This is a genomic window from Flagellimonas algicida, from assembly GCF_049629585.1.
GTDB lineage: Bacteria > Bacteroidota > Bacteroidia > Flavobacteriales > Flavobacteriaceae > Flagellimonas.
In genome coordinates this window covers 1,503,123-1,527,228 of the sequence record NZ_JBMYIX010000001.1, presented here as the reverse complement: position 1 = coordinate 1,527,228, position 24,106 = coordinate 1,503,123, and the positions used below count along the sequence as shown (strand labels likewise).

At 44.4% G+C, this 24,106-nt stretch carries 23 protein-coding genes; 7 read left to right on the top strand and 16 right to left on the bottom strand.

The features are described from left to right. Positions 1-15: 15 nt before the first annotated feature. The gene (gene meaB, locus ACPD8L_RS06800; protein ID WP_423942648.1) at positions 16-1,059 is read right to left on the bottom strand and encodes a methylmalonyl Co-A mutase-associated GTPase MeaB; all 1,044 of its coding nucleotides are present in this window, start codon (positions 1,057-1,059) and stop codon (positions 16-18) included. A gap of 227 nt (positions 1,060-1,286) precedes the next feature. Here meaB and ACPD8L_RS06795 point away from each other — a divergent pair, with 227 nt between their 5' ends. The 4 genes from ACPD8L_RS06795 to ACPD8L_RS06780 all read left to right on the top strand — a co-directional run bounded on the left by ACPD8L_RS06795 (position 1,287) and on the right by ACPD8L_RS06780 (position 4,389). Further along, on the top strand, positions 1,287-1,712 hold the full coding sequence (locus ACPD8L_RS06795) for an Ohr family peroxiredoxin (protein ID WP_293301701.1): 426 nt from the start codon (positions 1,287-1,289) through the stop codon (positions 1,710-1,712). Positions 1,713-1,864: 152 nt separating this feature from the next. Beyond that, positions 1,865-2,407 (top strand): RNA polymerase sigma factor, encoded by a 543-nt coding sequence (locus ACPD8L_RS06790; protein WP_116218221.1) that lies wholly within the window; start codon positions 1,865-1,867, stop codon positions 2,405-2,407. Continuing rightward, entirely contained in the window at positions 2,391-2,978 is a 588-nt protein-coding gene (locus ACPD8L_RS06785) for a hypothetical protein (protein ID WP_423942645.1), read from the top strand. The genes ACPD8L_RS06790 and ACPD8L_RS06785 overlap by 17 nt, the downstream gene beginning before the upstream one ends. Continuing rightward, on the top strand, positions 2,950-4,389 hold the full coding sequence (locus ACPD8L_RS06780) for a hypothetical protein (protein WP_423942643.1): 1,440 nt from the start codon (positions 2,950-2,952) through the stop codon (positions 4,387-4,389). Before ACPD8L_RS06785 ends, ACPD8L_RS06780 begins: the two co-directional genes overlap by 29 nt. Before the next feature lie 105 nt (positions 4,390-4,494). Here ACPD8L_RS06780 and msrA read toward each other — a convergent pair whose 3' ends face one another. Continuing rightward, a complete protein-coding gene (gene msrA, locus ACPD8L_RS06775; RefSeq protein WP_423942641.1) occupies positions 4,495-5,187 on the bottom strand; it encodes a peptide-methionine (S)-S-oxide reductase MsrA in 693 nt (230 codons plus the stop codon). Between the two features lie 404 nt (positions 5,188-5,591). Here msrA and ACPD8L_RS06770 point away from each other — a divergent pair, with 404 nt between their 5' ends. After that, positions 5,592-5,828 (top strand): hypothetical protein, encoded by a 237-nt coding sequence (locus tag ACPD8L_RS06770; RefSeq protein ID WP_421809799.1) that lies wholly within the window; start codon positions 5,592-5,594, stop codon positions 5,826-5,828. A 179-nt stretch (positions 5,829-6,007) separates the two neighbouring features. Here ACPD8L_RS06770 and ACPD8L_RS06765 read toward each other — a convergent pair whose 3' ends face one another. From ACPD8L_RS06765 to ACPD8L_RS06720, 10 genes are all read right to left on the bottom strand, one after another. Continuing rightward, entirely contained in the window at positions 6,008-7,585 is a 1,578-nt protein-coding gene (locus ACPD8L_RS06765) for an amidohydrolase family protein (RefSeq protein WP_421809798.1), read from the bottom strand. A 15-nt stretch (positions 7,586-7,600) separates the two neighbouring features. Next, complete coding sequence (locus ACPD8L_RS06760; RefSeq protein WP_423942639.1) at positions 7,601-10,123, bottom strand: M14 family metallopeptidase; 2,523 nt, start codon at positions 10,121-10,123, stop codon at positions 7,601-7,603. A 43-nt stretch (positions 10,124-10,166) separates the two neighbouring features. Further along, positions 10,167-11,384 (bottom strand): sensor histidine kinase, encoded by a 1,218-nt coding sequence (locus ACPD8L_RS06755; RefSeq protein ID WP_116218214.1) that lies wholly within the window; start codon positions 11,382-11,384, stop codon positions 10,167-10,169. Between the two features lie 167 nt (positions 11,385-11,551). Then, positions 11,552-14,914 carry a preprotein translocase subunit SecA gene (secA, locus tag ACPD8L_RS06750; protein ID WP_293301685.1) on the bottom strand — a complete coding sequence of 1,121 codons (3,363 nt, stop codon included), beginning with the start codon at positions 14,912-14,914 and terminating at the stop codon, positions 11,552-11,554. Positions 14,915-15,049: 135 nt separating this feature from the next. Next, positions 15,050-15,274 (bottom strand): DUF2795 domain-containing protein, encoded by a 225-nt coding sequence (locus tag ACPD8L_RS06745; protein WP_013551418.1) that lies wholly within the window; start codon positions 15,272-15,274, stop codon positions 15,050-15,052. 122 nt (positions 15,275-15,396) lie between these two features. After that, complete coding sequence (locus tag ACPD8L_RS06740; protein WP_421809795.1) at positions 15,397-15,957, bottom strand: cob(I)yrinic acid a,c-diamide adenosyltransferase; 561 nt, start codon at positions 15,955-15,957, stop codon at positions 15,397-15,399. A 48-nt stretch (positions 15,958-16,005) separates the two neighbouring features. After that, positions 16,006-16,167: a hypothetical protein gene (locus ACPD8L_RS06735; protein ID WP_423942635.1), complete on the bottom strand. Its 162-nt coding sequence runs from the start codon at positions 16,165-16,167 to the stop codon at positions 16,006-16,008. A 16-nt stretch (positions 16,168-16,183) separates the two neighbouring features. After that, positions 16,184-16,540 carry a hypothetical protein gene (locus tag ACPD8L_RS06730; RefSeq protein WP_293301682.1) on the bottom strand — a complete coding sequence of 119 codons (357 nt, stop codon included), beginning with the start codon at positions 16,538-16,540 and terminating at the stop codon, positions 16,184-16,186. 146 nt (positions 16,541-16,686) lie between these two features. After that, on the bottom strand, positions 16,687-18,564 hold the full coding sequence (locus ACPD8L_RS06725; RefSeq protein WP_423942634.1) for an ABC-F family ATP-binding cassette domain-containing protein: 1,878 nt from the start codon (positions 18,562-18,564) through the stop codon (positions 16,687-16,689). A 15-nt stretch (positions 18,565-18,579) separates the two neighbouring features. Continuing rightward, positions 18,580-19,749 carry a lipoprotein N-acyltransferase Lnb domain-containing protein gene (locus ACPD8L_RS06720; protein WP_423942632.1) on the bottom strand — a complete coding sequence of 390 codons (1,170 nt, stop codon included), beginning with the start codon at positions 19,747-19,749 and terminating at the stop codon, positions 18,580-18,582. 90 nt (positions 19,750-19,839) lie between these two features. Between ACPD8L_RS06720 and ACPD8L_RS06715 the strand changes: the two genes are divergently transcribed. Both ACPD8L_RS06715 and ACPD8L_RS06710 read left to right on the top strand, forming a co-directional pair. Then, the gene (locus ACPD8L_RS06715; RefSeq protein WP_116218208.1) at positions 19,840-20,574 is read left to right on the top strand and encodes a CDP-alcohol phosphatidyltransferase family protein; all 735 of its coding nucleotides are present in this window, start codon (positions 19,840-19,842) and stop codon (positions 20,572-20,574) included. Next, positions 20,561-21,016 carry a PH domain-containing protein gene (locus ACPD8L_RS06710; RefSeq protein ID WP_423942631.1) on the top strand — a complete coding sequence of 152 codons (456 nt, stop codon included), beginning with the start codon at positions 20,561-20,563 and terminating at the stop codon, positions 21,014-21,016. Before ACPD8L_RS06715 ends, ACPD8L_RS06710 begins: the two co-directional genes overlap by 14 nt. On the opposite strand, the gene lptB is transcribed toward ACPD8L_RS06710, so the two are convergent. Genes lptB through ACPD8L_RS06690 form a run of 4 tightly spaced genes read right to left on the bottom strand, consistent with a single transcriptional unit; the run spans position 21,013 to position 23,958 of the window. Then, complete coding sequence (gene lptB, locus ACPD8L_RS06705; RefSeq protein WP_293301672.1) at positions 21,013-21,753, bottom strand: LPS export ABC transporter ATP-binding protein; 741 nt, start codon at positions 21,751-21,753, stop codon at positions 21,013-21,015. The two genes, ACPD8L_RS06710 and lptB, sit on opposite strands and share 4 nt — an antisense overlap. A gap of 57 nt (positions 21,754-21,810) precedes the next feature. Then, on the bottom strand, positions 21,811-22,161 hold the full coding sequence (locus ACPD8L_RS06700; protein WP_293301670.1) for a carboxymuconolactone decarboxylase family protein: 351 nt from the start codon (positions 22,159-22,161) through the stop codon (positions 21,811-21,813). Further along, positions 22,151-22,993 carry a twin-arginine translocase subunit TatC gene (tatC, locus tag ACPD8L_RS06695; RefSeq protein ID WP_116218204.1) on the bottom strand — a complete coding sequence of 281 codons (843 nt, stop codon included), beginning with the start codon at positions 22,991-22,993 and terminating at the stop codon, positions 22,151-22,153. The genes ACPD8L_RS06700 and tatC overlap by 11 nt, the downstream gene beginning before the upstream one ends. Continuing rightward, positions 22,993-23,958, bottom strand: a complete 966-nt coding sequence (locus ACPD8L_RS06690) for a KpsF/GutQ family sugar-phosphate isomerase (protein WP_293301668.1) — start codon at positions 23,956-23,958, stop codon at positions 22,993-22,995. Before ACPD8L_RS06690 ends, tatC begins: the two co-directional genes overlap by 1 nt. Positions 23,959-24,106: the final 148 nt, after the last annotated feature.

The following is a 24,106-nucleotide window of genomic DNA, read 5'->3' as shown; positions in this document are numbered from 1 at the left end:
ATTTATTGCTTTTATTTAAAGTTCCTTGGTAATATCTTCCAATAGGACCTTTGCGGCATAAAAGGGAGAGATTTTATTCTCATCAATGGCCTTCAGCATTTTTTTCTGGGCCTTTTTAAAGGATGCTTTTTGATGAAAAAACTGCTTGATTTGTTCATCCACGGTTTGAAGGAACCAATTTCGGTTTTGTAGCTGTCGATTTTTTATAAAATGTCCATTCTTTTTATTCTGTTCGACAAAACCCTTGACCATGTCCCAAATTTCTTGAATGCCCATATTTTCTATGGCTGAACATTTTAAAACTTTGGGAGTCCAGCCGTTTGCCTTGGGCGGATAGAGGTGAAGGGCTCTTGAAAATTCGGTAGCGGCCAGTTGGGCCCGTTGCAAATTGTCACCATCGGCCTTGTTGATGGCAATGGCATCGGCCATTTCCATAATGCCCCTTTTAATGCCTTGCAATTCATCGCCAGCCCCAGATAATTTTAACAGCAAAAAGAAATCCACCATGCTGTGTACGGCAATTTCACTTTGTCCCACACCAACGGTTTCCACTAAAATGACATCGTATCCAGCTGCCTCGCACAAGATGATACTTTCCCGGGTCTTTTGGGCCACTCCACCCAAGGAGCTTCCGGAAGGGGAGGGTCTGATAAAAGCATTGGGATCCTTGGAAAGGGATTGCATTCGAGTCTTGTCCCCAAGAATGCTCCCTTTGCTCAGGGAACTAGTGGGGTCTACCGCCAAAACGGCCACCTTTTTTCCTTTTGAGGTCAGAAGGGTGCCCAAGGCTTCAATAAATGAGCTTTTTCCCACCCCGGGAACCCCGGTAATCCCCAGACGGATACTGGAATTAGGTTGGGTAAGGCACTTTTCTATGACTGCGTTGGCCTTTTCAAAATGCACGGGATTGGTGCTTTCCAACAAAGTAATGGCCTTGGCCAATAAGGCCTTGTTTCCTTCAAAGATGCCTTTGGTCAAGGTATCCACGGAAATTTCCTGTTTCCGTAGTTCCTGAATTTTGGAAATGGTACCGGGAGTTGTATTTTTTTTGTTGGCCAAGATGTTTTTTAATGGAGTCGGACCACTAAGGTATAAAGTTTTTGCGGGTTATCCCGTATTGGGGTTGATTGTGGCAACTGCTTTTGAAGGGAGGGAATCCACACTATTTCACACAAATTTAATAACTGTAATTAGGGACATCCGTCTACAAATGGTAACTTCTCATATAAATATGGAAAGCGGGCGTTGCCCCATCCATTTTAGGAACTTAATAAACATTATTACAGATGAAAACTATTTTTGAGAGTAAGGCCACCAATACGGGAGGAAGGTCCGGGCATGTGCAGAGTGAGGACGGGGTAATCGATTTTGATATCAGCATGCCCAATTCCAAGGGAAAACCCAATGCAGCATCCACCAATCCCGAAGAGCTTTTCGCTGCGGCATATTCCACCTGTTTTGCAGGGGCTTTGGAGGCTGTGGCCAAGGAACACCATATTGAAGATTTGGGTGATTATACTGTTACCGCCACCATAGAGTTCAATAAGGAAGAAGATGGTTTTTACTTGGAAGCTACCTTGGATTCCTATCTGCCCACAGTGGATAAGCAAATGGGGGAGACCTTGATCAATGCAGCCCATGAGATTTGTCCGTACAGCAAGGCCACACGGGACAATATTACCGTACACTTGAACCTTCTTATGGACGAGTAAGAGCTTAATGTATATATGTTGAAAGAAATCCCGTTGAACCCTCAACGGGATTTTTTTGTTAAAAAACCGCCAAAAGAAAACTATTTTGCAACGTTGCTTTTTTTCCATCGTCCTTACATAGAACAACAAATTAATCAAACATAGAACCGACCGTGTTTCAAATTGATCTGGTTGAAAGATGCAAGGCCAACGACCGTAAGGCCCAGATAAAACTGTACCGCCAATACTGCAATGGCATGTACGGGGTGGCCATGCGCTTCCTGAAGAATCCGGATGATGCAGAGGATGTGCTCCAAGAATCCTTTATCAAGGCATTTGAACGGATAGATCAATTTAAGGGAGAGGTGACCTTCGGGGCATGGTTAAAGCGGATAGTGGTGAACGGGAGCATTGACTTTTTAAAGTCGAAACACCAAAGAACGGTTGAATTGAACGAGAATTATATGCAGGTAGCTGAAGAGGATGATTGGAAGGTGGAGGATGGAATTTCCATGGAGGAAGTAAAAAAGGCCATTGAGGAGTTGCCTCCCAAATACCAGTACGTGGTACAGCTCTATTTGGTGGAAGGATATGATCATGGGGAGATTGCCGAAATCCTGGACATCTCGGATTCGGCATCAAGGACCCGATTGCTTCGGGGAAAGGCACAGTTAAAAGAAACTTTAAAAAATATGGCTTATGGCACAGGATCTTAAGGAAATGTTCGCCAAAGAGCGGAAAAGGACGCTTAGTATGAAAGAAGGGCATGAGGCCCGGTTTCTGTCCAAATTGGAGAAGGATCTTCCGACTTCTACCCAAAGGAAATCCAACCAGTTGTTCTGGATACGGGTAGCGGCTTCGGTGGTAGTTGCCTTGGGGGTTACTGTTTTCTTTTTGTCAAGAGAGCAAAAGGAACTCCCTGTTACGAACCCAGTGGTGGAAAACGAGACCAAGACTCCACAAATCCTTTCGTTGGGCGATCTGTCCCCGGATTTGAAGAAAGTGGAGAATTATTACCTCACCAATATCAATCTAGAGCTTTCCGATTTGGAGTTCGATTCGGACAATAAGGAAGTGTTGGACAGCTATATGGACCGTTTGGCAGAACTGGATGCCGAATACAGATTGCTGAACAAGGAACTTAATGAGATGGGACCCAATGATCAGACCATTGGCGCCTTGGTAAAAAATCTGCAACTGCGCTTGCAGTTGTTGCAGCGGTTAAAATCAAAGTTAAATCAATTAAAATCATCAAAAAATGAACAGGAATCATCAAATATGGTTTAGTCTGATGCTCTTGGTGATGGCGGGCTCCGCTATCCGGGCACAGGAGAAATCGAAAACGTACAAGGAAACTTTCAATGTGGATAAGGAGGCGGTCATCAACCTCAACACCAGTTATGCGGACATTGAGTTTGAAACCTGGGACAAGGACCAGGTGGAAGTCACTGCTGTGGTGGAACTGGAAGGAGCCACGGAAGAGGAAGCCACATCGTATTTTAAGAAGGATTTGATCAAGATCATGGGCAACAGCAAAGAAATTGAAGTGCGTACCCAAGGGAACAGCTTTGGTCCCATGGTACACGGTTTCAACAATTTTGACTTTGTTGTTTCCGAAGTGCCCTCCGTGGAGCATATCTTGGCTGAGGTTGAAATTCCCGAGATACCTGAAATTCCCGAGATGGTGGTCATTCCAGAACTGCCTCCAATGCCCCCAATGCCTTTTATGGAGTTTGATTATGATGCCTATAAAAAGGACGGGGACAAATATTTGAAAGAGTGGAAAAAGGACTTCGACAAGAATTTTGACAAGGAGTACAAGAAGCGTTTTGAGGAGTGGAGCGATCAATTGAAAGATCGGGCCAAGGAAAGGGAGGAAATGCGAAAGCAGATGCAAGAAGACCGTAAGCAACTTATGGAAGACCGGGAACAGCTCCGTGTGGAAATTAGGGAGGAAGTAAAGGCCCAGCGGGAGGAGATGAGAAACCAACGGGAAGAAATAAGACGCGAGAATGAAAGGGTAATGCGCATCCATAATGATGGTACCAATGTGTTTTATTTTTCTTCAAAAGATGGTGAACACAAGGAGTACAAGGTAAAAAAACGCATCAAGATCAAAATGCCCAAATACATCAAACTTAAAATGGATGTACGGCACGGAGAGGTGAAATTGGCCGCAAATACCAAGAATATCAACGCAAGCTTGTCCTACGCAAGCTTGCTTGCCTCTACCATTGATGGCCATAAGACCAATATCAAGGCTTCCTACTCACCCATTGTGGTACAGCAATGGAACTATGGCCAACTGCAAACGGATTTTGCCGAAAATGTAAACCTGAACGAAGTAAAGGAGCTACAACTGAACTCGGTGTCTTCCAACGTAATCATTGGGCGTTTGAAAGGGAAGGCCCTGGTGAACAGTACATTGGGAGCACTTAGTATTGATGCGGTGTCCGAGAGTTTTACTGATCTGGATGTTTCGGTGGAGAACGGAGAGGTGGAATTTAAAATGCCATCAGTACCATTTTCTATTTATGTGAATGGAACCGCTTCGGAATTTACATACCCGAAAACCATGGTGTTGGAAACCTCAAAAAACCATAATGCCCAAATACACAAGGGGTATTATATCAGTAAAACGGATGATAAGTCCATCACTATCAACTCCAGATACAGTGACGTTGTCTTGAAGCAATAAGACCCCTACTTTCCTTTTCAGGCCTTAAGTAAGGAACCACTCAACTCTTCTACCTGCCAGCATTTCCTTTTGGGCCATCTCTATACTTCTTAATAAAAACACGACTTAGTGGGCATCATCCTTTAAATAGGATTTGAATTTTGCCTTAAATCGATTCAATCGGGGAATGGATACCTGTTGCACGTATGGATTATTGGGGTGATTTTTCTCATAGTCCTGATGGTAATCCTCGGCCATGTAAAATTTATCAAATGCCTTTACTTCGGTAACTATGGGCTTTCCAAATACGTTTGCAGCCTCCAGTTTGGCAATGTAGTCTTCAATGATTTTTTTCTCGGCATCATTTTTATAGAACGCAATGGACCGATATTGTGGACCTCGGTCCGGCCCCTGTCGATTAAGGGTGGTTGGGTCATGGGATCCAAAGAAAACCTGGACCAGTTCAGTAAAAGAGACCACATTGGGGTCGTAATATACCTCCACGGCTTCGGCATGCTTGGTGAGCCCTCGGCCGACTTGCTCATAGGTAGGGTTCTTTTTCTTTCCACCGGAATATCCAGAATAGACTTCTTTGACCCCTTTCACACTTTCAAAAATAGCTTCCACACACCAAAAGCATCCGCTGGCAAAATAGGCGGTCTCGTAGTTTTGAAGCTCATCTGCAGAAAGCCCCGATATTTCAAAACTCTCTTTCTGTTCTTTTTGAGTGAGTTCTTGTTTGTTGGATTTGGTCTTGGACTGGCAGCTTGTGGAAACCAAAAGAAGCAAAACCAAAAAAGGAATCTGTACGATTTTCATGGTGTTGTTTTTTGCTTAGTAGGGATAAGATAGCAACTATTACGACGAGGCGTGTTAAAAAGTGTTAATTGGGGGTTTTGAACATCTTCGAATGCCCCTTTCCTATTCTACAGTAAAAATCAAATTTGTAGGTTTTTTACCACTCAAGATTACATTTATGTATTTCTTTTCCTACAAATAATTCCTTTGTTTACAAGGGTTTACAGGGATGGGGTCTTTAGAATAATCGATGAAATGCACACCCTGTCGGTGTGTTGTTTTTTGACCCGAAAACGTTCATCGACGATAAAAAACACTTTGTCCAAGAAAAGTTTCTACACCGAAAAAAAAGGGGGGTTTAGCGACGGAAATCTGATTCAGGGGCCCTACGGAGGTAGCTTTACTTCGTAATAAAAACCCAAATCATGAAAACAGTTTTAACCATCATCGCAGTAATTTTCTTCGGAACCGTAGCTATGGCCCAGGACACTTCCAACGAAATTAAAGTTGATACCATTACTGAAGGAGTTGAATTGAACATCGATATTCAAAAGCAAACTAAAGGTGAAACTGAAGTGGCTAGATTGTACAAATTCAAAAACTCCAGGGTTAAAAAAGAGCTTTCTTTCAAAACTAAAAAGGACAGAGCTAAATTGGCTTAATCATGATGATGGGTATTATCGTTCTGTTCGCATTGTTTTTAAGCGTTGCTTTTGTGATTGCCTCAATAGTCTTTTCGTTTCGAAAAAAAATGTTCCAATAACAAATACAAAGAGCAGGAATCGTTGACCACATTCCTGCCCTTCATTCTAATTTTAATACCAGACTTATTTAATGGATGCTATTTTGATCCCGGTTGTTTTAGGTTGTAGTTCAATTTTTCTTTTGCTTGCTGTACTTGTTTCTTTACGTCCCGTAAAAGTGCCTTCGCGTCGTAAACGATTCCGTCTTTAACGGTATAGGCAACCCCGCCCACACGGACCACTTCGTTATCCTCGGTAAGTTTAATGGCCCCGGTGCCATACAGAACCTTGAAATTTCGTAGGGGATTTTCCGAAAGGATTACAAAATCGGCCATCTTGCCCACATCCACAGTGCCAATTTTATCTGCAGCGCCCAAAGCTTCGGCACCGTTTAGTGTGGCTGACCGAATGATTTCCAAAGGATGGAACCCGGTTTCACGGAGCAATTCCATTTCCCGGATATAGGCAAATCCATACAGCTGGAATATAAACCCGGAATCTGACCCCGTGGCCACACGACCACCTCGGTTCTTATATTCATTGATGAAGGTCATCCAGAGCTTGTAGTTTCGTTTCCATGCCACCTCTTGTTCAGTGCCCCAATCGTGCCAATAAGAACCATGGGAGATCATACTGGGTTGATAGAACTCCCAAAGGGAGGGTAGGGTATAGTCCTCATGCCATTCGGCCCTTCTGGCACGATGCAAATCCCTACTGGCTTCATAAATATTGAATGTGGGCACTAGCGTAAAATCCAAGCTGATAAGTTCATCCATGACCTTGTTCCAATGCTCTGAGTACGGTTTGGCAGCCTGTTCCCATAATTTCCCCGCTTCTTCAAAGCGATGCTGCTCATTCTGGTAGTTATAGTCCAACGGATAATCCTGAACGGTCCTATCTTCAAAAAGCGCTTCTGGAAGCCCATACCAATGCTCCATGGTGGTTAGACCTGCACGGGCAGAATGGAGGACGTTCCAACGGGCCACATCGGTTTGGGCATGGTGACATGCGGACCGTAGTCCCAATTTTTTGTTTTCATCCAAAGCCGCGGTCATGATTTCCGGTGGAGCCCCAAAGAACTTAATGCCATCCGCTCCCCGTTCGGCATTGGCGCGCACCCACTTCCTTGCTTGTTCAGGGGTACTTATGGCAGAACCGTTCAAGGGGTTGAAATCTCCTCCTTGCTGACCAAAACCGGTATAGGCATAAATACGGGGGGCGATGATTTGGTTCTTTTCACTTTTCCGCTTGAGGTCGAGCGTCCAGTCCACACCCCGGCCACTGGGCTCCCTTATGGTGGTAATACCGTGAGCCATCCAAAGTTTGAACACATAATCGGAGTCAGCACCTTGGGCTTCACCGCCAATATGGCCATGCATGTCTATAAATCCCGGAAGGAGGTACATACCGGAGCAATCCAACTCTTTGCCCCCGGGTTTTAACTTGGGTCTTTTGGACGCATCTATCTTTACCCCGGGATAACCCACTACCTGAATGTTCACAATTTTATTGTTCTCCACAACAATGTCAATGGGACCTCTTGGCGGTGAACCGTTGCCATTGATCAAGGTTACTCCTCTGATGATAAGTTGTGAAAATGGCCCTTCACTCATACTCTCTTGACCTGCGGCCCATAGAAATTGGAGTGATAGTACAAGGAAAAGTATTTTTTTCATGATATCGGGTTTTGGTTATTCAGGAACTTCTATTTTATCCCCCAAAAACAATGCATTCAGAAACAGTCGGTTGGTGCCGTACCATGATCCCCTGAAATTGGGGTTGTCTGCAAACAATACTACACGACCACTGCCTACCTCACTAACTATTAATGAGGCCGAAGGTTTTAGGTTTTCTTCCATATTCTTGGAAGTGATAAAGCCATCCACATGCGGATTTTTGGAATATTTCCCTACGGTGGCATAGGCATTTTTGCTAGGTGCCAACCAAACAGAGTTGTTCTTGTACACAGGAATGGTTGTGTCCCGATACCCAAAGGCCAAGGGGTGGGTCACATCAATATCCACTTTAAAAATAGCACCGCCCACACTTTCCTTGCCGATGTTCTCGGGTGCGTCCACATAAGGTTTACGCTCCACGGTTGCGGTGGAGTCCTTTTCTTGTTTGGTCAATTTTTCCATCACCAATTTCTTGTCGATGGCCCATTCGGAGGCTGTTCCTATCGTAATAAGGGTATTGCCCTTGCTCACCCAATCCTTGATTTTGTTGAATTGACTTTCCGAAAAATGGTATGAGCCGGAGACCATCACCAGCGTATTGTACTTGTCCAAATCCAATCTGCCAAAATTTCGCATGGGAACTTTGGTGATGGGCATATGCACACGGGTGTCCAACAGGTGCCAGACCTCACCGGCTTCATAGGAGCGGGTACCCTGTCCAATAAGCATTACGGCTTTGGGCTTGGTAATGGGAGAAATGTACCTACTTCCCAAATCAACCCCTTGTACACTATAGCCCGAAGGGATGGAATAGGTGGGGACCTGAAATTTTTGTTGTGCCTCTTGGACCAATTGGTACACGGTATCGGCATCTTTCTTTTGCTGTAGGCTAACAGGCACCACCAAGGCCCCGTAGTTGAACCTTTTGTTTCCAACTGTGGTTTTGACCGTGAAGGGCTTAAAGGCAGAGGACAGTGCCAATCCTTTGGATTGTAAATAGTTGAGGGCCGCTACGGCATTGTAATCATCATAATCAATGATATAGGCATACTCGGATTTTTGCACGGCCTGTGGGTTCACCAAACTCTCAGTGGAGGTGACTTTCTCGCCCAAGTTTAAACTGTTGACCGGACTGTATTTCATGTTGTAGAAATTGGCCAATGACCAGGCGGAAGCATCATAATAGACACTGTCCCGGTATTTGTCATAGGTCTCGAACATGGTCTGGACCATTCTGTACTGGGGCTGCCGTGTAGGGACCACAAATCGGTTCCCGGATTTATAGACATCAATTTTGTGCAACAACAGCTTGTCCACAAACGCTTTTACCCGGTTGGCATCGTAATCATCCCCGAACGTATACCCTTGAATTCTGCTTTTGGAGGCATTGGTAAGCCCACTCTTAAAGAAATCTTGTTGGTATTTGCGTAGCATGGCCTTGTTTTCAACAGCGGCTTTTACCGTGGTAATGCTCGAGGTATACTGGTTTCTGATGGTAAAGGGAAAGGTGATTTCCCCAAAATCAGTGGTTTGTTTATGCCCCCTTGAGCTGGCCTGTTCAAACAATATTCCCAAACCACCTTGAAGATCGGGGTAGGAGGAACCGTAACCTGGATACGTGCCATCAAAGACTTCTTTGGTGAAGTAAAACGAGCCGATGCTGTCCAACGCCTCGGAGAAATAATCCCCAAACAGATTGTTGAGGTCCTCGTAATTTTCCTTGGGCATAATGGGGTTTAAGGAGCCATTGGTCTTCATCGGTTCAAAGAAATAGGTACTCTGGCTACCCATTTCATGAAAATCGGTGACCACATTGGGGTACCAGTCATGATACCAGTTGAGTTTACCACGGCTTTCCGGGTTGATGGCCAATAACCAATCCCGGTTCAGGTCAAACCAATAATGGTTGGTCCGGCCCATGGGCCAGTATTCGTTATGTTCAGCATCTGCAGGGTCGGCCACCAATGGGTTGCCTTGGTACATATTGGCCCACTGGGTATGCCTGTCCCTTCCGTCTGGATTGATGGTGGGATCAACAAAAATGACACCTTTGTCCAGATAGTTCAATATTTCCGGATGGTTGGAAGCGGTCAAGGTGTAGGCGGTCAGCAAAGCTGCCTCGGAACTCGAGGGCTCGTTCCCGTGGACGTTATACCCCAAATTGATGAAAATAGGCACCTCATCATAGTTGGTCGGGGTTTGCGAAGGATCTGTAAATTGAAGGTGTTTTTGCTTCAATTGCTCCAAGTTGTTGAGATTTTCCGGTGATGAGATGGTCAGGATGACCAATTTCCGTCCCTCATGGGTCTGTCCATATTGGTGGATACTGGCCCTGTCCGAAACCTCGGAAAGCTTCGTCAAATAGGCCACAATAAGGTCATGGCGGGTATGCCTATCCCCAATGCCATATCCCAAAAATTCTTCGGGTGAAGGTACCTCTGGATTGAAGGGATGGAATTTCTTAAAAAAATAATCTTGAGCGGAGACTGAAAAGGTGATACAGGCAAGGAATATGCCTAGGAGTAGTTTTTTTGACATGCGATGAAGATTAATGATAATCTTCTAAAGATAAAAAAACCGTTTAATCAACCGAGTTGAATTCCTCTATAATTTCCTCAAACTCTATACGATAGTAGGTTCCTTTCTTGTCGTAATCCCGGCTAATGGTGCCCCGGAGCTGGCGTGTGAGGTTGTAAATAAGCTTTAATCCCAAGGAGTTTGATGTCCTTGGGTTGATATCCTCTGAATACCCAATGCCATTGTCTCCCAAATACATCTCGTAGCGGTCATTGGGAAGCTTGTGCAGGGACACATGGATTTCGCCATCATGCCCTTCTGTTATACCGTATTTAAGGGCGTTGGTAATGGTTTCGTTGATGATGAGCCCAAGCGGAATAATCGTATCTATACTCAGTTTGTTATCGTCAATGTCCAGATTTACCTTGACGTTGTTCGAGGTCCCTTTTACGGAACGTACGAGATAATCGCACAACTCCTGAACATAGGGTTTGAGTTCAATCTTTGAAAGGTAATCGTCCCGCTTATAGAGCATCTCGTGCACCATGGCCATGGAAACTACCCTGTTCTGGCTGCTTTTGATGATGTTACTGATCTTATCATCGGCGATGGCCCGGGATTGCAGGCTCAAAAGACTGGATACGGTCTGTAGGTTGTTCTTTACCCTGTGATGCACTTCCTTGAGCAGGATTTCTTTTTCTTCAATACGTTCTTGGATCTCATTTCGGGATTTGTACAACTTATGGTGTGCCCTAAGCAGATTTTTCCCAAAGACCCCTCCCAATAGATATACTGCAAAAACAGCACTTAAAAAGGCAAACCAGTCCCTGGCTTCCAAAGGAATGGTGTTCTCGGTGACCTTAAAGTTGCCTACATCATATAGGAACAAAATGGCTAGAACCGAAAGGTTGATGATCAGATAAAGTTGCCCAAACACTTTGGTGGTGACATAGCCAGCAAAGACCACAATGGCCAAAACAAAAACAAACGGACTTTGTATTCCTCCACTATAAATAGTTACCATGGTGGCCCCGATCATGGCCAAGATGGAGGTGAGGTTATAGGTAAGGATAAGGTTTCCGTGCTTTTTATATAGAACCGTATTTAACAAGTTCAAGAAGGCAAAACCAAAACAGGCATAGGGAATCATGCCTTGAATATTCAAAAAGAAGAGGCATATTATCCCGAGGATAAAAGCGAACACCGAAGAACTATAATTAACTTTAAGTATCAAATCAATCTTATCTTGTAAACGATATCTGTCCTTAATAGGAATCTTCATATGCTACGCTTGGTGTTTTCCTCTACTACACTAAAGGTTGATTCATTGAAGTAGTAAAAGTAGCTCGTTACGGGGTGTTTGTGGTGTAAATCTAAATATGTTTTTTGATATAATCAAAAGCGGCAGCGTAAATCGCTGCCGCTTTTAAAACTTTATGTAGGAAAAAATCAGTCCTCTACGAGTACCCACTCGCCCTTATCGATAAGGGGTTCGGCTTGTTTGTACTTACAGGTCTTGCTTTCCCCGGACATCACATTTTTTATGGTGACTTTGTCATTCCTGCCAATTTTTGGTTTTTCACGGATTATGGTCTCGGTCACCTGTGGCCTCTGTCGCTGGGTTTGTCCCGCAGCCCTGTTCTGTGCGGCCAATTCATCACTGTTCGGGATTTCTTCTTTTGAGGTCTGAAGATTTTCCTTGGGCCTGCGAACGTTGCGTGCCTCTTGGATTTGATTGGTATTTTCTGAAGGAAGTTCACCCTTGAACAAGAATGAAATCACTTCTTTGTTCACTTTATCTATCATTTCCTTGAAGAGTTCAAACGCCTCGAACTTGTAGATCAATAAAGGATCTTTCTGTTCGTGTACGGCCAACTGTACCGATTGTTTCAGCTCGTCCATTTTGCGCAAATGCGTTTTCCAAGAGTCGTCAATAATGGCCAAGGAGATGTTCTTCTCGAAATCGGTGATCAACTGTTTGCCATCGGTGGTGTATGCCTTCTCAAGATTGGTGACCACGTTCAAGCTTTTGATGCCATCCGTAAAGGGAACCACGATACGCTCAAACTTGTTGGACTGGTCCTCGTATACTTTTTTAATGACCTGGAATGCCGCACTGGCACTGCGTTCCATTTTCTGTTGGTAGAAATCGTAGGCAGTCTTGTATATGGTATTGGCAATTTCTTGGAAGCCCAATTTCTTAAACTCCTCTTCGCTGATGGGGGAGGTTATGGAAAAGTACTTGATCAGTTCAAACTCAAAGTTTTTGTAATCATCGGCCATTTTATTGGTTTCCGCAATCACCTCACAAGTGTCATAGATCATATTGGCAATGTCCACTTTAAGGCGTTCTCCTTGCAGGGCATGCCTTCTTCTTTTGTAGACCACCTCTCTTTGGGCATTCATGACGTCATCATATTCCAAAAGACGCTTACGGATACCAAAGTTGTTCTCCTCTACTTTTTTCTGGGCACGTTCAATGGACTTGGTCATCATGGAGTGTTGGATGACCTCACCTTCTTCCAATCCCATACGGTCCATCATCTTGGCCACCCGGTCCGATCCGAACAAACGCATTAGGTTATCTTCCAAGGAAACATAGAATTGCGAGCTTCCCGGATCTCCTTGTCGTCCAGAACGACCTCTCAACTGTCTATCAACACGTCTGGAATCGTGACGCTCTGTACCAATAATGGCCAGACCTCCAGCTTCTTTTACGGTGGGGGTCAATTTAATATCGGTACCCCTACCGGCCATGTTGGTGGCAATGGTGACCACGCCTGCATTTCCTGCTTCGGCTACAATGTCGGCCTCTTTCTTGTGGAGTTTGGCATTCAACACATTGTGCGGAACCTTACGAACGCTCAAGAGTTTGGAGAGCAATTCGGATATTTCCACAGATGTGGTACCAATAAGGACAGGTCTTCCCGCTGAGGAAAGGGTGGTTACCTCTTCAATGATGGCGTTGTATTTTTCACGTTTGGTCTTGTAGATCAAATCATGACGGTCATCCCGGGCAATCGGTCTGTTGGTTGGGATTTCCATCACATCCAACTTATAGATTTCCCAAAATTCACCTGCCTCGGTAACCGCTGTACCGGTCATCCCGGCCAGCTTGTTGTACATTCTAAAATAGTTCTGTAGGGTAATGGTGGCGAAGGTCTGTGTCATGGCCTCGATCTTCACACTTTCCTTGGCCTCAATGGCTTGGTGGAGTCCATCGGAGTAGCGTCTACCGTCCATGATACGACCGGTTTGCTCATCCACGATCATTACCTTATTATCCATGACCACGTATTCCACGTCTTTTTCAAAAAGTGTGTAGGCTTTCAATAACTGTGTCATGGTATGGATGCGTTCACTCTTTACGGCAAAATCCTTGAAAAGCTCTTCCTTGAGTTCGGCCTCTTGCTCAATCTCAAGTTCCTGTCCTTCTATTTTGGCGATTTCGCTACCGATATCGGGCATTACAAAGAAATCTTTGTCCTGGTCCCCGGAGATGTAATCCACTCCTTTATCGGTAAGCTCAATCTGATTGTTCTTTTCATCAATGACAAACAACAATTCGGCATCCACTTTGGGCATTTCCCGGTTGTTGTCCTGCATGTAGAAGTTTTCGGTCTTCTGCAACAATTGTTTCACGCCTTCCTCGCTCAAAAACTTGATGAGGGCTTTGTTCTTGGGAAGTCCACGGTGTACCCGTAGCAAAAGGAACCCACCTTCCTTGGTATCGCCAGCGGCGATAAGCTTTTTGGCTTCTGCCAAAACACCTGTCAGATATTGGCGTTGTTTTTGGACAATGTCGGAAACCTTTGGTTTTAATTCGTTGAATTCATGGCGGTCACCTTCGGGTACGGGACCTGAAATAATCAAAGGGGTCCGGGCATCATCGATCAATACGGAATCCACCTCATCCACAATGGCATAATGGTGGGGACGCTGTACCAAATCTCCCGGAGTATGCGCCATATTGTCGCGTAGGTAGTCAAAACCAAATTCGTTATTGGTACCGTAGGTGATATCGGCATTGTAGGCGGCCCGTCTTCCATCGGAATTGGGCTGGTGCTTGTCTATACAATCCACGGATAGGCCATGGAATTCAAAAATGGGCGCCATCCAAGCGCTGTCCCTTTTGGCCAAGTAATCGTTAACGGTGACCAAGTGTGCGCCTTTGCCTGCTAGGGCATTGAGGTAGAGAGGGAGGGTGGCCACGAGGGTTTTTCCTTCCCCGGTCTGCATTTCGGCAATTTTTCCTTCGTGCAATGCAATACCTCCGATCAACTGTACATCATAATGTATCATGTCCCAAGTGACTTCCTTGCCGGCAGCATCCCATGAGTTCTTCCAAATGGCACTGTCACCTTCCAGGGTTACATAGTCTTTATCACCGGAAAGAACACGGTCAAACTCCGAAGCAGTCACTGTAAGGGTTTCGTTATTGGCAAAGCGTTTGGCAGTTTCCTTCACCACGGCAAAAGCCTCTGGAAGGATAGTGCTCAGTGTCTTTTCCGAAATTTTATAGGCTTCTTCGTTGAGTTTGTCTATTTCAGCATAGATTTCCTCGTTGCGATCAATGTCGGTGGAGTTTTGGACCTCGTCCTGTAAAGCAGAAATTTTTTCATTCACCTCTTTACAGTCTTCTGCAATTTGGGCTTTAAAGGCAGCGGTCTTTTGTCTAAGTTCGTCGTGGGACAGTCCTTCCAGTTGTTGCTCAAAGGATCTTATTTCTTTGACCAAAGGTTGTAGGGACTTGACATCTTTCTCTGATTTATCACCCACAAAAACCTTCAATACGGAATTGATAAAACTCATGAATTGTTTTTTTGTTTGAGTGGCAAAAGCTGTTCCATTGATGGGATTATGTTGGAAATCTTTTGCTAGGCTGCCAAAATTACATAAAAAAAAGCCTCAAATGAGACTTTTTAACGTGCTTTGTGTATTCAGAGGTCAATACTCATCCTCGTTCCAGAGGTAGTCCTCTTCCGTAGGATAATCGGGCCAGATTTCCTCGATGGACTCATATATCTCGCCGCCCTCTTCTTCCATGGATTGAAGGTTTTCAACAACCTCCAACGGTGCTCCGGTACGGATTGCGTAATCTATCAGTTCGTCTTTGGTGGCTGGCCAAGGCGCATCACTTAAATATGAGGCTAGTTCTAATGTCCAGTACATAGTAACGGTTTGATTTTAAATTTTTTGCAAAAATAATTTTTAAACCCAATTTGTCAAGTAAAAACAACATTATTTAAAAATTATTTTGGAGTTGGCAAAACTCTAACGTTAAAAAAACGAATTTATTGGTCCAATTTCTCCGGGATCCACTTGACTTCATCGGCTTTTACATCTTTTGACAACTTTCGTGCCAAGACAAACAAATAATCGGAAAGGCGGTTGATGTAGGAAAGTAGGGTTTCGGGAAGGGGTTCGTTTTCATTCAAATATGAAATCATGCGTTCCGCCCTGCGACAAACCGTTCTGGCAATATGACAGTATGACACGGTTGGGTGTCCTCCTGGCAAGATAAAATGTGTCATCTGGGGAAGATTTTCGTTCATGGAGTCCATTTCCCTTTCCAACAATGCAATATCATCGGCATTGATGCGTGGAATTTTGAGTCGGCTGTCTTTTTTGGGCTCGGTGGCCAAAATAGACCCTACCGTGAACAGTTTTTCTTGGATAAGGGTAATTGTTTTTTTGGAATGGGAATCCATTTCCTGATCGCGGAGCAGTCCTAAGAATGCGTTGAGCTCGTCAATGGTGCCGTAGCTCTCTATGCGGATATGGTGCTTGGGTACGCGAGTCCCCGTGAACAATGCCGTGGTGCCTTTATCGCCTGTTTTGGTGTAAATTTTCATAAGTTTTCAGTAGTCAGATTTCAGATATCTGATATCAGAAGTCAGTGATTATTGTTCATCGTCCCGGTCACGCATTCGTTTTCCATCCATAAATCTTCTGGATTTCCTGCGACGGGTACCGCGCTTGTTTCGGAATATGATAATCAAATAAACGAGCCCCAACACGGCCAGAACGTACCAAATGGTGTTATCTGTTGCTGCATTTTCCATACCTAAAATTACTTCTTTATATCCGAATGGTGAAATGTTCCTTGACCTGTTCTTTTCGAACAAATAGGACGCCACAATGGAATAGGTCCATACTTACGGAGATATTTGGCGATTCAATGAGGTCTTTCCATTCCTGTTCGCTTTCCGGGTCTTCATGAATGGAGTCTATCAAGACCATACTATCGTTGTGCAACTTTCCGCTGGAAAGGAGTCTGTCAAGACCATAAGCGTCCAAATGCTTCGTGAACAATAGGTCTACCGTATTCTCGCTGGGGCGGATATCTGGGTATTGCGCCTTGACCAATTCTTCAAAGTCTGGATTTTCGTTGATGTATAGGGTTTTGATATTGAAATAACCGATGCTTTTCAACAATACATTAGCGGTTTTATCTTGGTCGAATTTTTGTTTACTGTACAAGCATTGGGTTACATAGCTGAACACGAAAGGGGAGTGGACTCCGTGTTCGTTTTTGGATTTGGATAGGAATTTTAGGAAAGAAAAAAGTCTGAACCACATATTTACCCTTCTAAAATAGCGGAAAGTTCGAACCAACGCTCCGTTTTTTCCTCAATGGTATCCGACACTTCTTTGAGCTCAATGGAGAGCTGGTTGATTTCGTCACCGCTTAAATCGGGATTGGTGAACTTGTTCTGTAATACCTGTTTTTGTTCTTCCAGTTTTTGAATGTCCTTTTCCAATTGTTTGTATTCTTTTTGTTCCATGTAGGACAGCTTACCGCTGTTGTCCTTTTCCTTCCAATGGGTTTTTTCCGATTTTTCCGAAGCGTTGCCCTTGTTTTCCCGTTCCTCGGCAATCTTGCTGCTCTCGTACACCCTGTAATCGGTATAGTTGCCCGGAAAGTCTTCGATTACCCCATTTCCTTTGAAAACAAACAAGTGGTCCACGATCTTGTCCATAAAATAGCGGTCGTGCGATACCACGATCAAGCAGCCCGGAAAATCCAAAAGGAAACTTTCCAACACGTTCAGGGTAACAATGTCCAAATCGTTGGTGGGCTCATCAAGAATCAGAAAATTGGGGTTCTGTATGAGCACTGTACATAAGTACAGGCGTTTTCGCTCCCCACCACTAAGTTTTTCAACAAAATCGTACTGCTTTTTTCTATCAAAAAGGAAACGTTCCAACAACTGTTGGGCGGAAATCTGCTTGCCCTTCTTTAGGGGGATATAGTCCCCAAATTCCCGAATGACATCAATGACCTTTTGTCCTTCTTTCTCCGGAATACCTTTTTGGGTGTAATAGCCAAATTTTAAGGTGTCGCCTACTACTACCTTCCCGCCATCGACCTGTTCTTGCTGGGTGATGATATTTAAAAATGTGGACTTGCCCGTGCCATTTTGCCCAATGATGCCCACGCGTTCCCCTTTGGTGAAGGTGTAATCAAATTTGGATAGGAGTGCCTTTTCCCCATACGCTTTGGAGACATTGTGCAGTTCCAGGATTTTACTGCCCAAGCGTTCCATGTTCAGTTCCAGTTGTACCTCATGTTCCTTGCGACGTTGGTGCGCCCGTTTTTTGATTTCGCTAAAATCATCGATTCGGGATTTGGACTTGGTGGTACGGGCTTTGGGTTGCCTTCTCATCCAGTCCAACTCTTTTTTGTACAGTTGTTTGGACTTGTGCTGTTCCACTTCCTCCCGTTCCATACGGGATTCCTTTTCCTTAAGGAAATAGGTGTAATTTCCCTTGTAGCTGTATAGTTGGTTGTTGTCCAGTTCAAGGATTTCATTGCAGACCCGATCTAGGAAATATCGGTCGTGGGTCACCATGAAGAGGGTGATGTTCTCCTTGGCAAAATAGGTTTCGAGCCATTCGATCATTTCAAGATCCAAATGGTTGGTGGGTTCATCCAGAATGAGCAGATCTGGTTTGTTGAGCAAGGCATTGGCCAGGGCCAAACGTTTTCGTTGTCCACCCGATAGTGTTTTTACCTTGGCATCGAGCTGAGTCAATTGGAGTTGAAAGAGAATTTGCTTGTATTGGGTCTCAAAATCCCAAGCGTTGAGCCGTTCCATGGCCTCAAAAGCTTTTTGGTAGCGTTCGGTGTCCTCAGGGTTTTCCACCGCTTTCTCATAGTTGGAAATGACCCTCAACGTTTCATTGTCCGTGGCCAGAATGGTCTCTTCAATGGTAAGGTTGGGGTCTAGATCAGGCTCTTGTTCCAAAAAGGCCATTTTAATCCCCTTGCGCATGGTTATCTGTCCCGTTTCGGTGGCATCCTTCCCGGACATGATGTTGAGGATGGAAGTCTTTCCAGTCCCATTTTTGGCAATGAGGGCTATTTTTTGGTCCTTGTTTATTCCGAAGGAAATATCGGAGAACAAGACCAGCTCCCCATACGATTTAGATATGTTCTCTACCGTTAGTAAATTCATGGATGCGGTTTGGTCCTAAGGTTTGGAATACCGAATGAGATACCCATATCGGATGGCCAGGGTCAAAAATAAGGGAATCAGGACAGGTGAAAAAATCTGCACCTTGAATATCCAGAGCACCAGTGTGAGCCCAATGAGGGCCAATACTGTCCATAGATACTTGGGCGACCATGCAGGCAGTTTGTCCTGAAAGGCAAAAACAAAGGCTACAATTGCATTTAGTGGAAACGCCCACAGCACATTGAAGTTTTTGGGTGTCGACGTATGGTCGGTAGCCAGCCACAACACCAATAAAAAGGTGCCCACCAATCCGGTGATAAAGAATAGGGTGAAATCCAGCCAACGGCTCCGCGTTTGGTGTTTATGGTCAAAATAAGTGATAAGGGCCGTGAATGCCAATAACGAAACAAACCAAAATAATGGGGTCAGCGGAAAAAAGCTTTGTTGTACATGCTCTGCATAATCCAAGACAGATCGCTCCCTTTTCAACAATGGTTTTCCATTTAAGGAGGTATGCCGTATCTGTTCCATGGCATAGTAGGGTAAGAACATATGTTCCTGAACGGTGGCCTTTCGGTCTACCACGGAACCAAAGGCTAGATCTATGCCGAACATGGACCAAGAATTGACATCCATAAATTGCCGGACCAATTGACGGAAGGTGTATTGTTCATCCAAATAAGAACCATCAAAGACAACGGCATCCCCAAATTGGTCTTTTAGGATGTCCCCGGTAATGCTGGAGCAATTGTTCAGTAGCGGGTCGTAAAGATAGTCCCGGTTTTGGGGCAGGTAATTGTTCTCGAAAAAAGCGAGCAGTTGATTTCTCTGCTCAAGGGAGAGGTCCAAAATTTGTTCTTTGACCCATCTTTTCTCCATTTCATATTCAAAAAGAAAATCATCAAAACTACGTCTGGAAAGGGAGTAAATCAATTTTCCCTTGACAAAGTTTAGATAGAAATTGGGTCGGTTGAAATCAAAAGTACCATAGTTGTAGACCACATCTATCCCCAATACGGAATCCTGTACCCGGAACGAACTATGCCCAAAGGCGTAGTAGAGTTCATCGCCAGCGGCGCAGGTAAGGAGACTTATCTGTGACTTTTCCGAGAGCTGGGGAGCTTGGGCCAAGGCTCGCACCCCTAGTAGAAGTAATATGATGAAAAAGAGGGTTCTTGCCTTCATGGTTTGATTTGTCTGGGCAAATATCAGAATAAATACGGCTCAGCCGAACATCAAAATCTTTTTGCCTTATTTTTACGGAAATTGAAGTTTATGAAATCGTACATTCCCAATTTTCTAACGCTCCTCAATGTATTCAGCGGTTGTGTGGCAACGGTTTTTGCGGTGCTCAACCATTTGGAATGGGCAGCCCTGTTTGTTTTTATTGGGATATTTTTTGATTTTTTTGATGGATTGGCAGCGCGTTTGTTGAAAGTGCAAAGTGAAATAGGGGTACAGCTGGATTCCCTAGCGGATATGATCACAAGCGGATTGGTGCCGGGAATTGTTATGTTCCAGTTGCTCAATATGGCGGAACGTGGCGGATGGAACCTCGGTTTTTTTGGACATGACGATGAAATGACCCTGCTACCCTTTTTGGGATTTGTAATCACTTTGGCTTCGGCATACCGCTTGGCAAATTTTAATGTGGACGAGAACCAAGTATCGTCTTTTAGGGGGCTACCCACACCGGCCAATGCCCTTTTGATCCTTTCCTTGCCCCTTATTTTGTTATACCACACCAATGAGGTGCTCAGCGGAATTATCCTAAACCAATGGTTTTTGATAGGCTTGACCTTGGTCAGTGCGTATTTACTGAATTCCAGAATCGAACTTTTTGCCTTGAAATTTGATAATTGGAGTTTTAAGGACAATGCGGTTCGATATTTATTTTTGATAGGCAGCCTGATCATGCTGTTGACGTTAAAGTTTCTGGCAATTCCTTTGATCATTGCGTTTTACTTGATTGCTTCGGTTCTGAACTTCCAAAAAAATGGCCAAAGCTGAACAACGAAATTCCGATAGTAAAGTGTACCCTTCCAAAGTAGGGCTGGAACTGCTTATTCCTGTTCTATTGATTTCTGGTGCGGGCATAGTCCCCGTTATCAAAGATGGGGATTGGATGAAATTGGGTATTCCAATCGTAATTTTACTTTTCGTTGTTGCCGTTTTTTATTCCATTAGTTACGAGGTGAATTCGGAGAGGTTGGTTGTCAAATCCTTTTTCTGGTTCAAAAAAGTGATTCCCATTGCATCGGTTACCGGAATTGAGGAAACCTATAATCCCATTTCAGCTCCGGCAGCATCCTTGAAACGGTTGGAAATACGCTACGACCGATTCAACAGCATCATTATTTCTCCCAAGGACCGGATGGGTTTTATAACGCATTTGAAGGAGTTGTCTCCCTCCATAGAGGTAAAAGTGAAAAAGTGGAAGGAAAAGGACTAAAAGTCCAATTTCTTTTTACGAAGCTCAAAGTTTTGACCCAAGTATACCTTTCGGACCATCTCGTCCACGGCCAGTTCCTCGGGAATCCCAGCTTTTAAGATTCCCCCTTCGAACATCAAGTAAGACCGTTCGGTAATGGCCAAGGTTTCCTGGACATTGTGGTCCGTGATCAAAATACCAATGTTTTTGTTCTTCAATTGGGCCACAATTCGCTGAATATCTTCCACGGCCACGGGATCTACACCGGCAAAGGGCTCATCCAGTAAGATGAACTTTGGGTCGGTAGCCAAGGCACGGGCAATTTCGGTACGTCGGCGTTCCCCTCCGGACAAAAGGTCGCCCCGGTTTTTTCGGATATGCCCCAGACCAAATTCATCAATGAGCGACTCCATTTTCATGTGCTGCTCCTTTTTGCTCAGTTTGGTGAGCTGCAACACACTAAGGATGTTTTTTTCAATGCTCAGCTTTCGAAACACAGAAGCTTCCTGTGCCAAATACCCAATACCGTTCTGTGCCCTTTTGTACATGGGAAAGGCGGTGATGTCCATATTGTCAAGGAAAATCTGGCCCCCATTGGGTTTTATGAGGCCTACGATCATGTAGAACGAGGTGGTCTTACCTGCTCCATTGGGTCCTAGAAGTCCTACGATTTCACCTTGGTTTACTTCGAGTGAAATGCCTTTTACGACCTTTCGGCCACGATAGGCCTTCATGATATTATCTGCGCGTAGCTTCATAGATGTGTGCCAAAACTAAACATATTCTGTTTCTGTGGGGTGGTCTTTTGGTTTTTTTTAAGCATCATGCTCCTCCAAATCTTCCCAAAACTCATAAGCCCTGCGCAAATGGGGAACCACTATGGTACCGCCCACCAAAGTGGCAATACCCAAGGTTTCCATGACTTCTTCCTTGCTGGCCCCTGCCTTTTTGGAGTGCTCCAAATGATACTTCACGCAGTCATCGCAGCGAAGAACGGCAGAAGCAACCAAGCCCAACAACTCTTTGGTCTTTACATCCAAAGCACCGGCCATATAGGCGTTGGTGTCCAAATTAAAGATACGCTTGATGAGTTTGTTGTTCTCGGTAAGCAATTTTTCGTTCATTTTGGAACGATAGGCGTTGAACTCATCTACACTATTTGGCATTTTTTCTCTCTTTTTCTTTTTTGGCTTCCCTCTTTACGACCATCTTGGAAATCCGGATACTGATCTGGTACAAAATAAGCACCGGTACGGCCACCACAATTTGGCTGGTTACATCGGGCGGTGTAATGATCGCAGAAAGGATCAAAACGATCACCAAGGCTATTTTCCGATACTTTTTCAGGATTTCCGGGGTCACCAATCCTACTTTGGTCAAAAAGTAAATGATAATAGGCAATTCGAACATGATTCCACAGGCAATCACCGAGGACCGAACAGCGCCCACGTAGGAGGCCAAGTCGATTTCATTGAGTACCTCTTTACTGACTTGATAGGAACCCAAAAAGTTAATGGATAGGGGAGCTACCACGTAATACCCGAAAAGTACCCCTAAAAAGAACAGGGAAGATGCCGTTAGGATAAAACCACGGGAGTATTTGCGTTCATTTTCATAAAGTCCTGGGCTGATAAACTTCCACAATTCGTACAAAATGTAGGGAAAACCAAGGATGATACCCGCCCAGATGGAGGTCCAGATGTGGGCTGAGAACTGTCCGGCCATCAACCTACTTTGAATGGTAAAGGGCATCTCATCCCCACAAAACTCAGAATCAATGCCAAAATAGGTGGCAATTCGGCAAAAGAATTTATAAGTTGGGAAGTCCATGTTTTTGGGACCGAACAAAATAGTGTCAAAAATAAATCCTTTAAAAATAAACGCCAGACAGGCAATGATCACTACTGCCATAGTTGAACGCAACAAGTGCCATCTCAATTCTTCCAAATGGTCCAAAAAGGACATTTCATCTGGATTCTTCTTTGCTGTTTTTGCCATTATAGGATTCCCTCGTTTATAAGGTTATGGATATGGACTACCCCAGCATAGGCCCCATTGTCAAAGGCCAATAGTTGGGAAATCCCTTTTTCTTGAAGTAGTTTCAAAGCGTTTACCGCCAGGGTGTCAACATCTACCGATTTTGGATTGGATGTCATGATGTCCTTGGCCGTGAGCCCATTGATGTTGTCGTGTTTGCTGAGCATCCTACGGATGTCCCCATCGGTGACCACCCCAACCACTTTATCATTTTCAATGACTGCGGTAACACCCAACATCTTTTCCGAAATCTCAACGATCACCTCTTTTACATTTGAGTTGACGTCGACTTGTGGTTTTTGGTTGTTTACCACAATATCGGCGACCCGCAAATATAACTTTTTGCCCAATGCGCCGCCAGGGTGGTATTTGGCAAAATCGGCACTGGAAAAGCCCCGAAGTTCCAATAGGCAAATGGCCAAGGCATCTCCCATGGCCATTTGGGCCGAGGTACTTGTGGTGGGTGCTAGGTTATTGGGACAGGCCTCTTTTTCCACAAAGGTGTTCAGGACAAAATCGGCCTGTTTGGCCAATACGGATTCCATGTTCCCGGTAATCCCGATCAATTTGTTCTTCCCAATTTTAATCAGGGGGAGCAGTGCCTTTATTTCTGGGGTGTTCCCACTTTTGGATAGACAAATGACAATATCGTTCTCTTGGATGGTTCCCAAATCGCCATGAATGGCGTCTGCGGCATGCATAAAAATAGCTGGGGTACCGGTAGAGTTAAGGGTAGCCACAATTTTGGAGGCTACAATGGCACTTTTGCCCACTCCGGAGACCACAACCCGGCCTTTGGATTCCATGATAAACTGTACGGCATGGGCGAATTCTTCATCGAGCAGACCAATGAGATTGGCTATGGCCTTGCTCTCCGTTTCAAGGGTTCGCTTTGCGATGGATAAAATAGACTGGATGTCGCTCAAGGTAATTAACGGATTAACTGATTGTATTCCTAAAAGAATGTCTTATATTTAAGTTTACAAAGCTAATCAAACTATCTTTTATGTCCATTTATGGAAGATAGAATACTTCCTACTTTTAAATGACGTTGAAAATTTAAAACCCATTTTC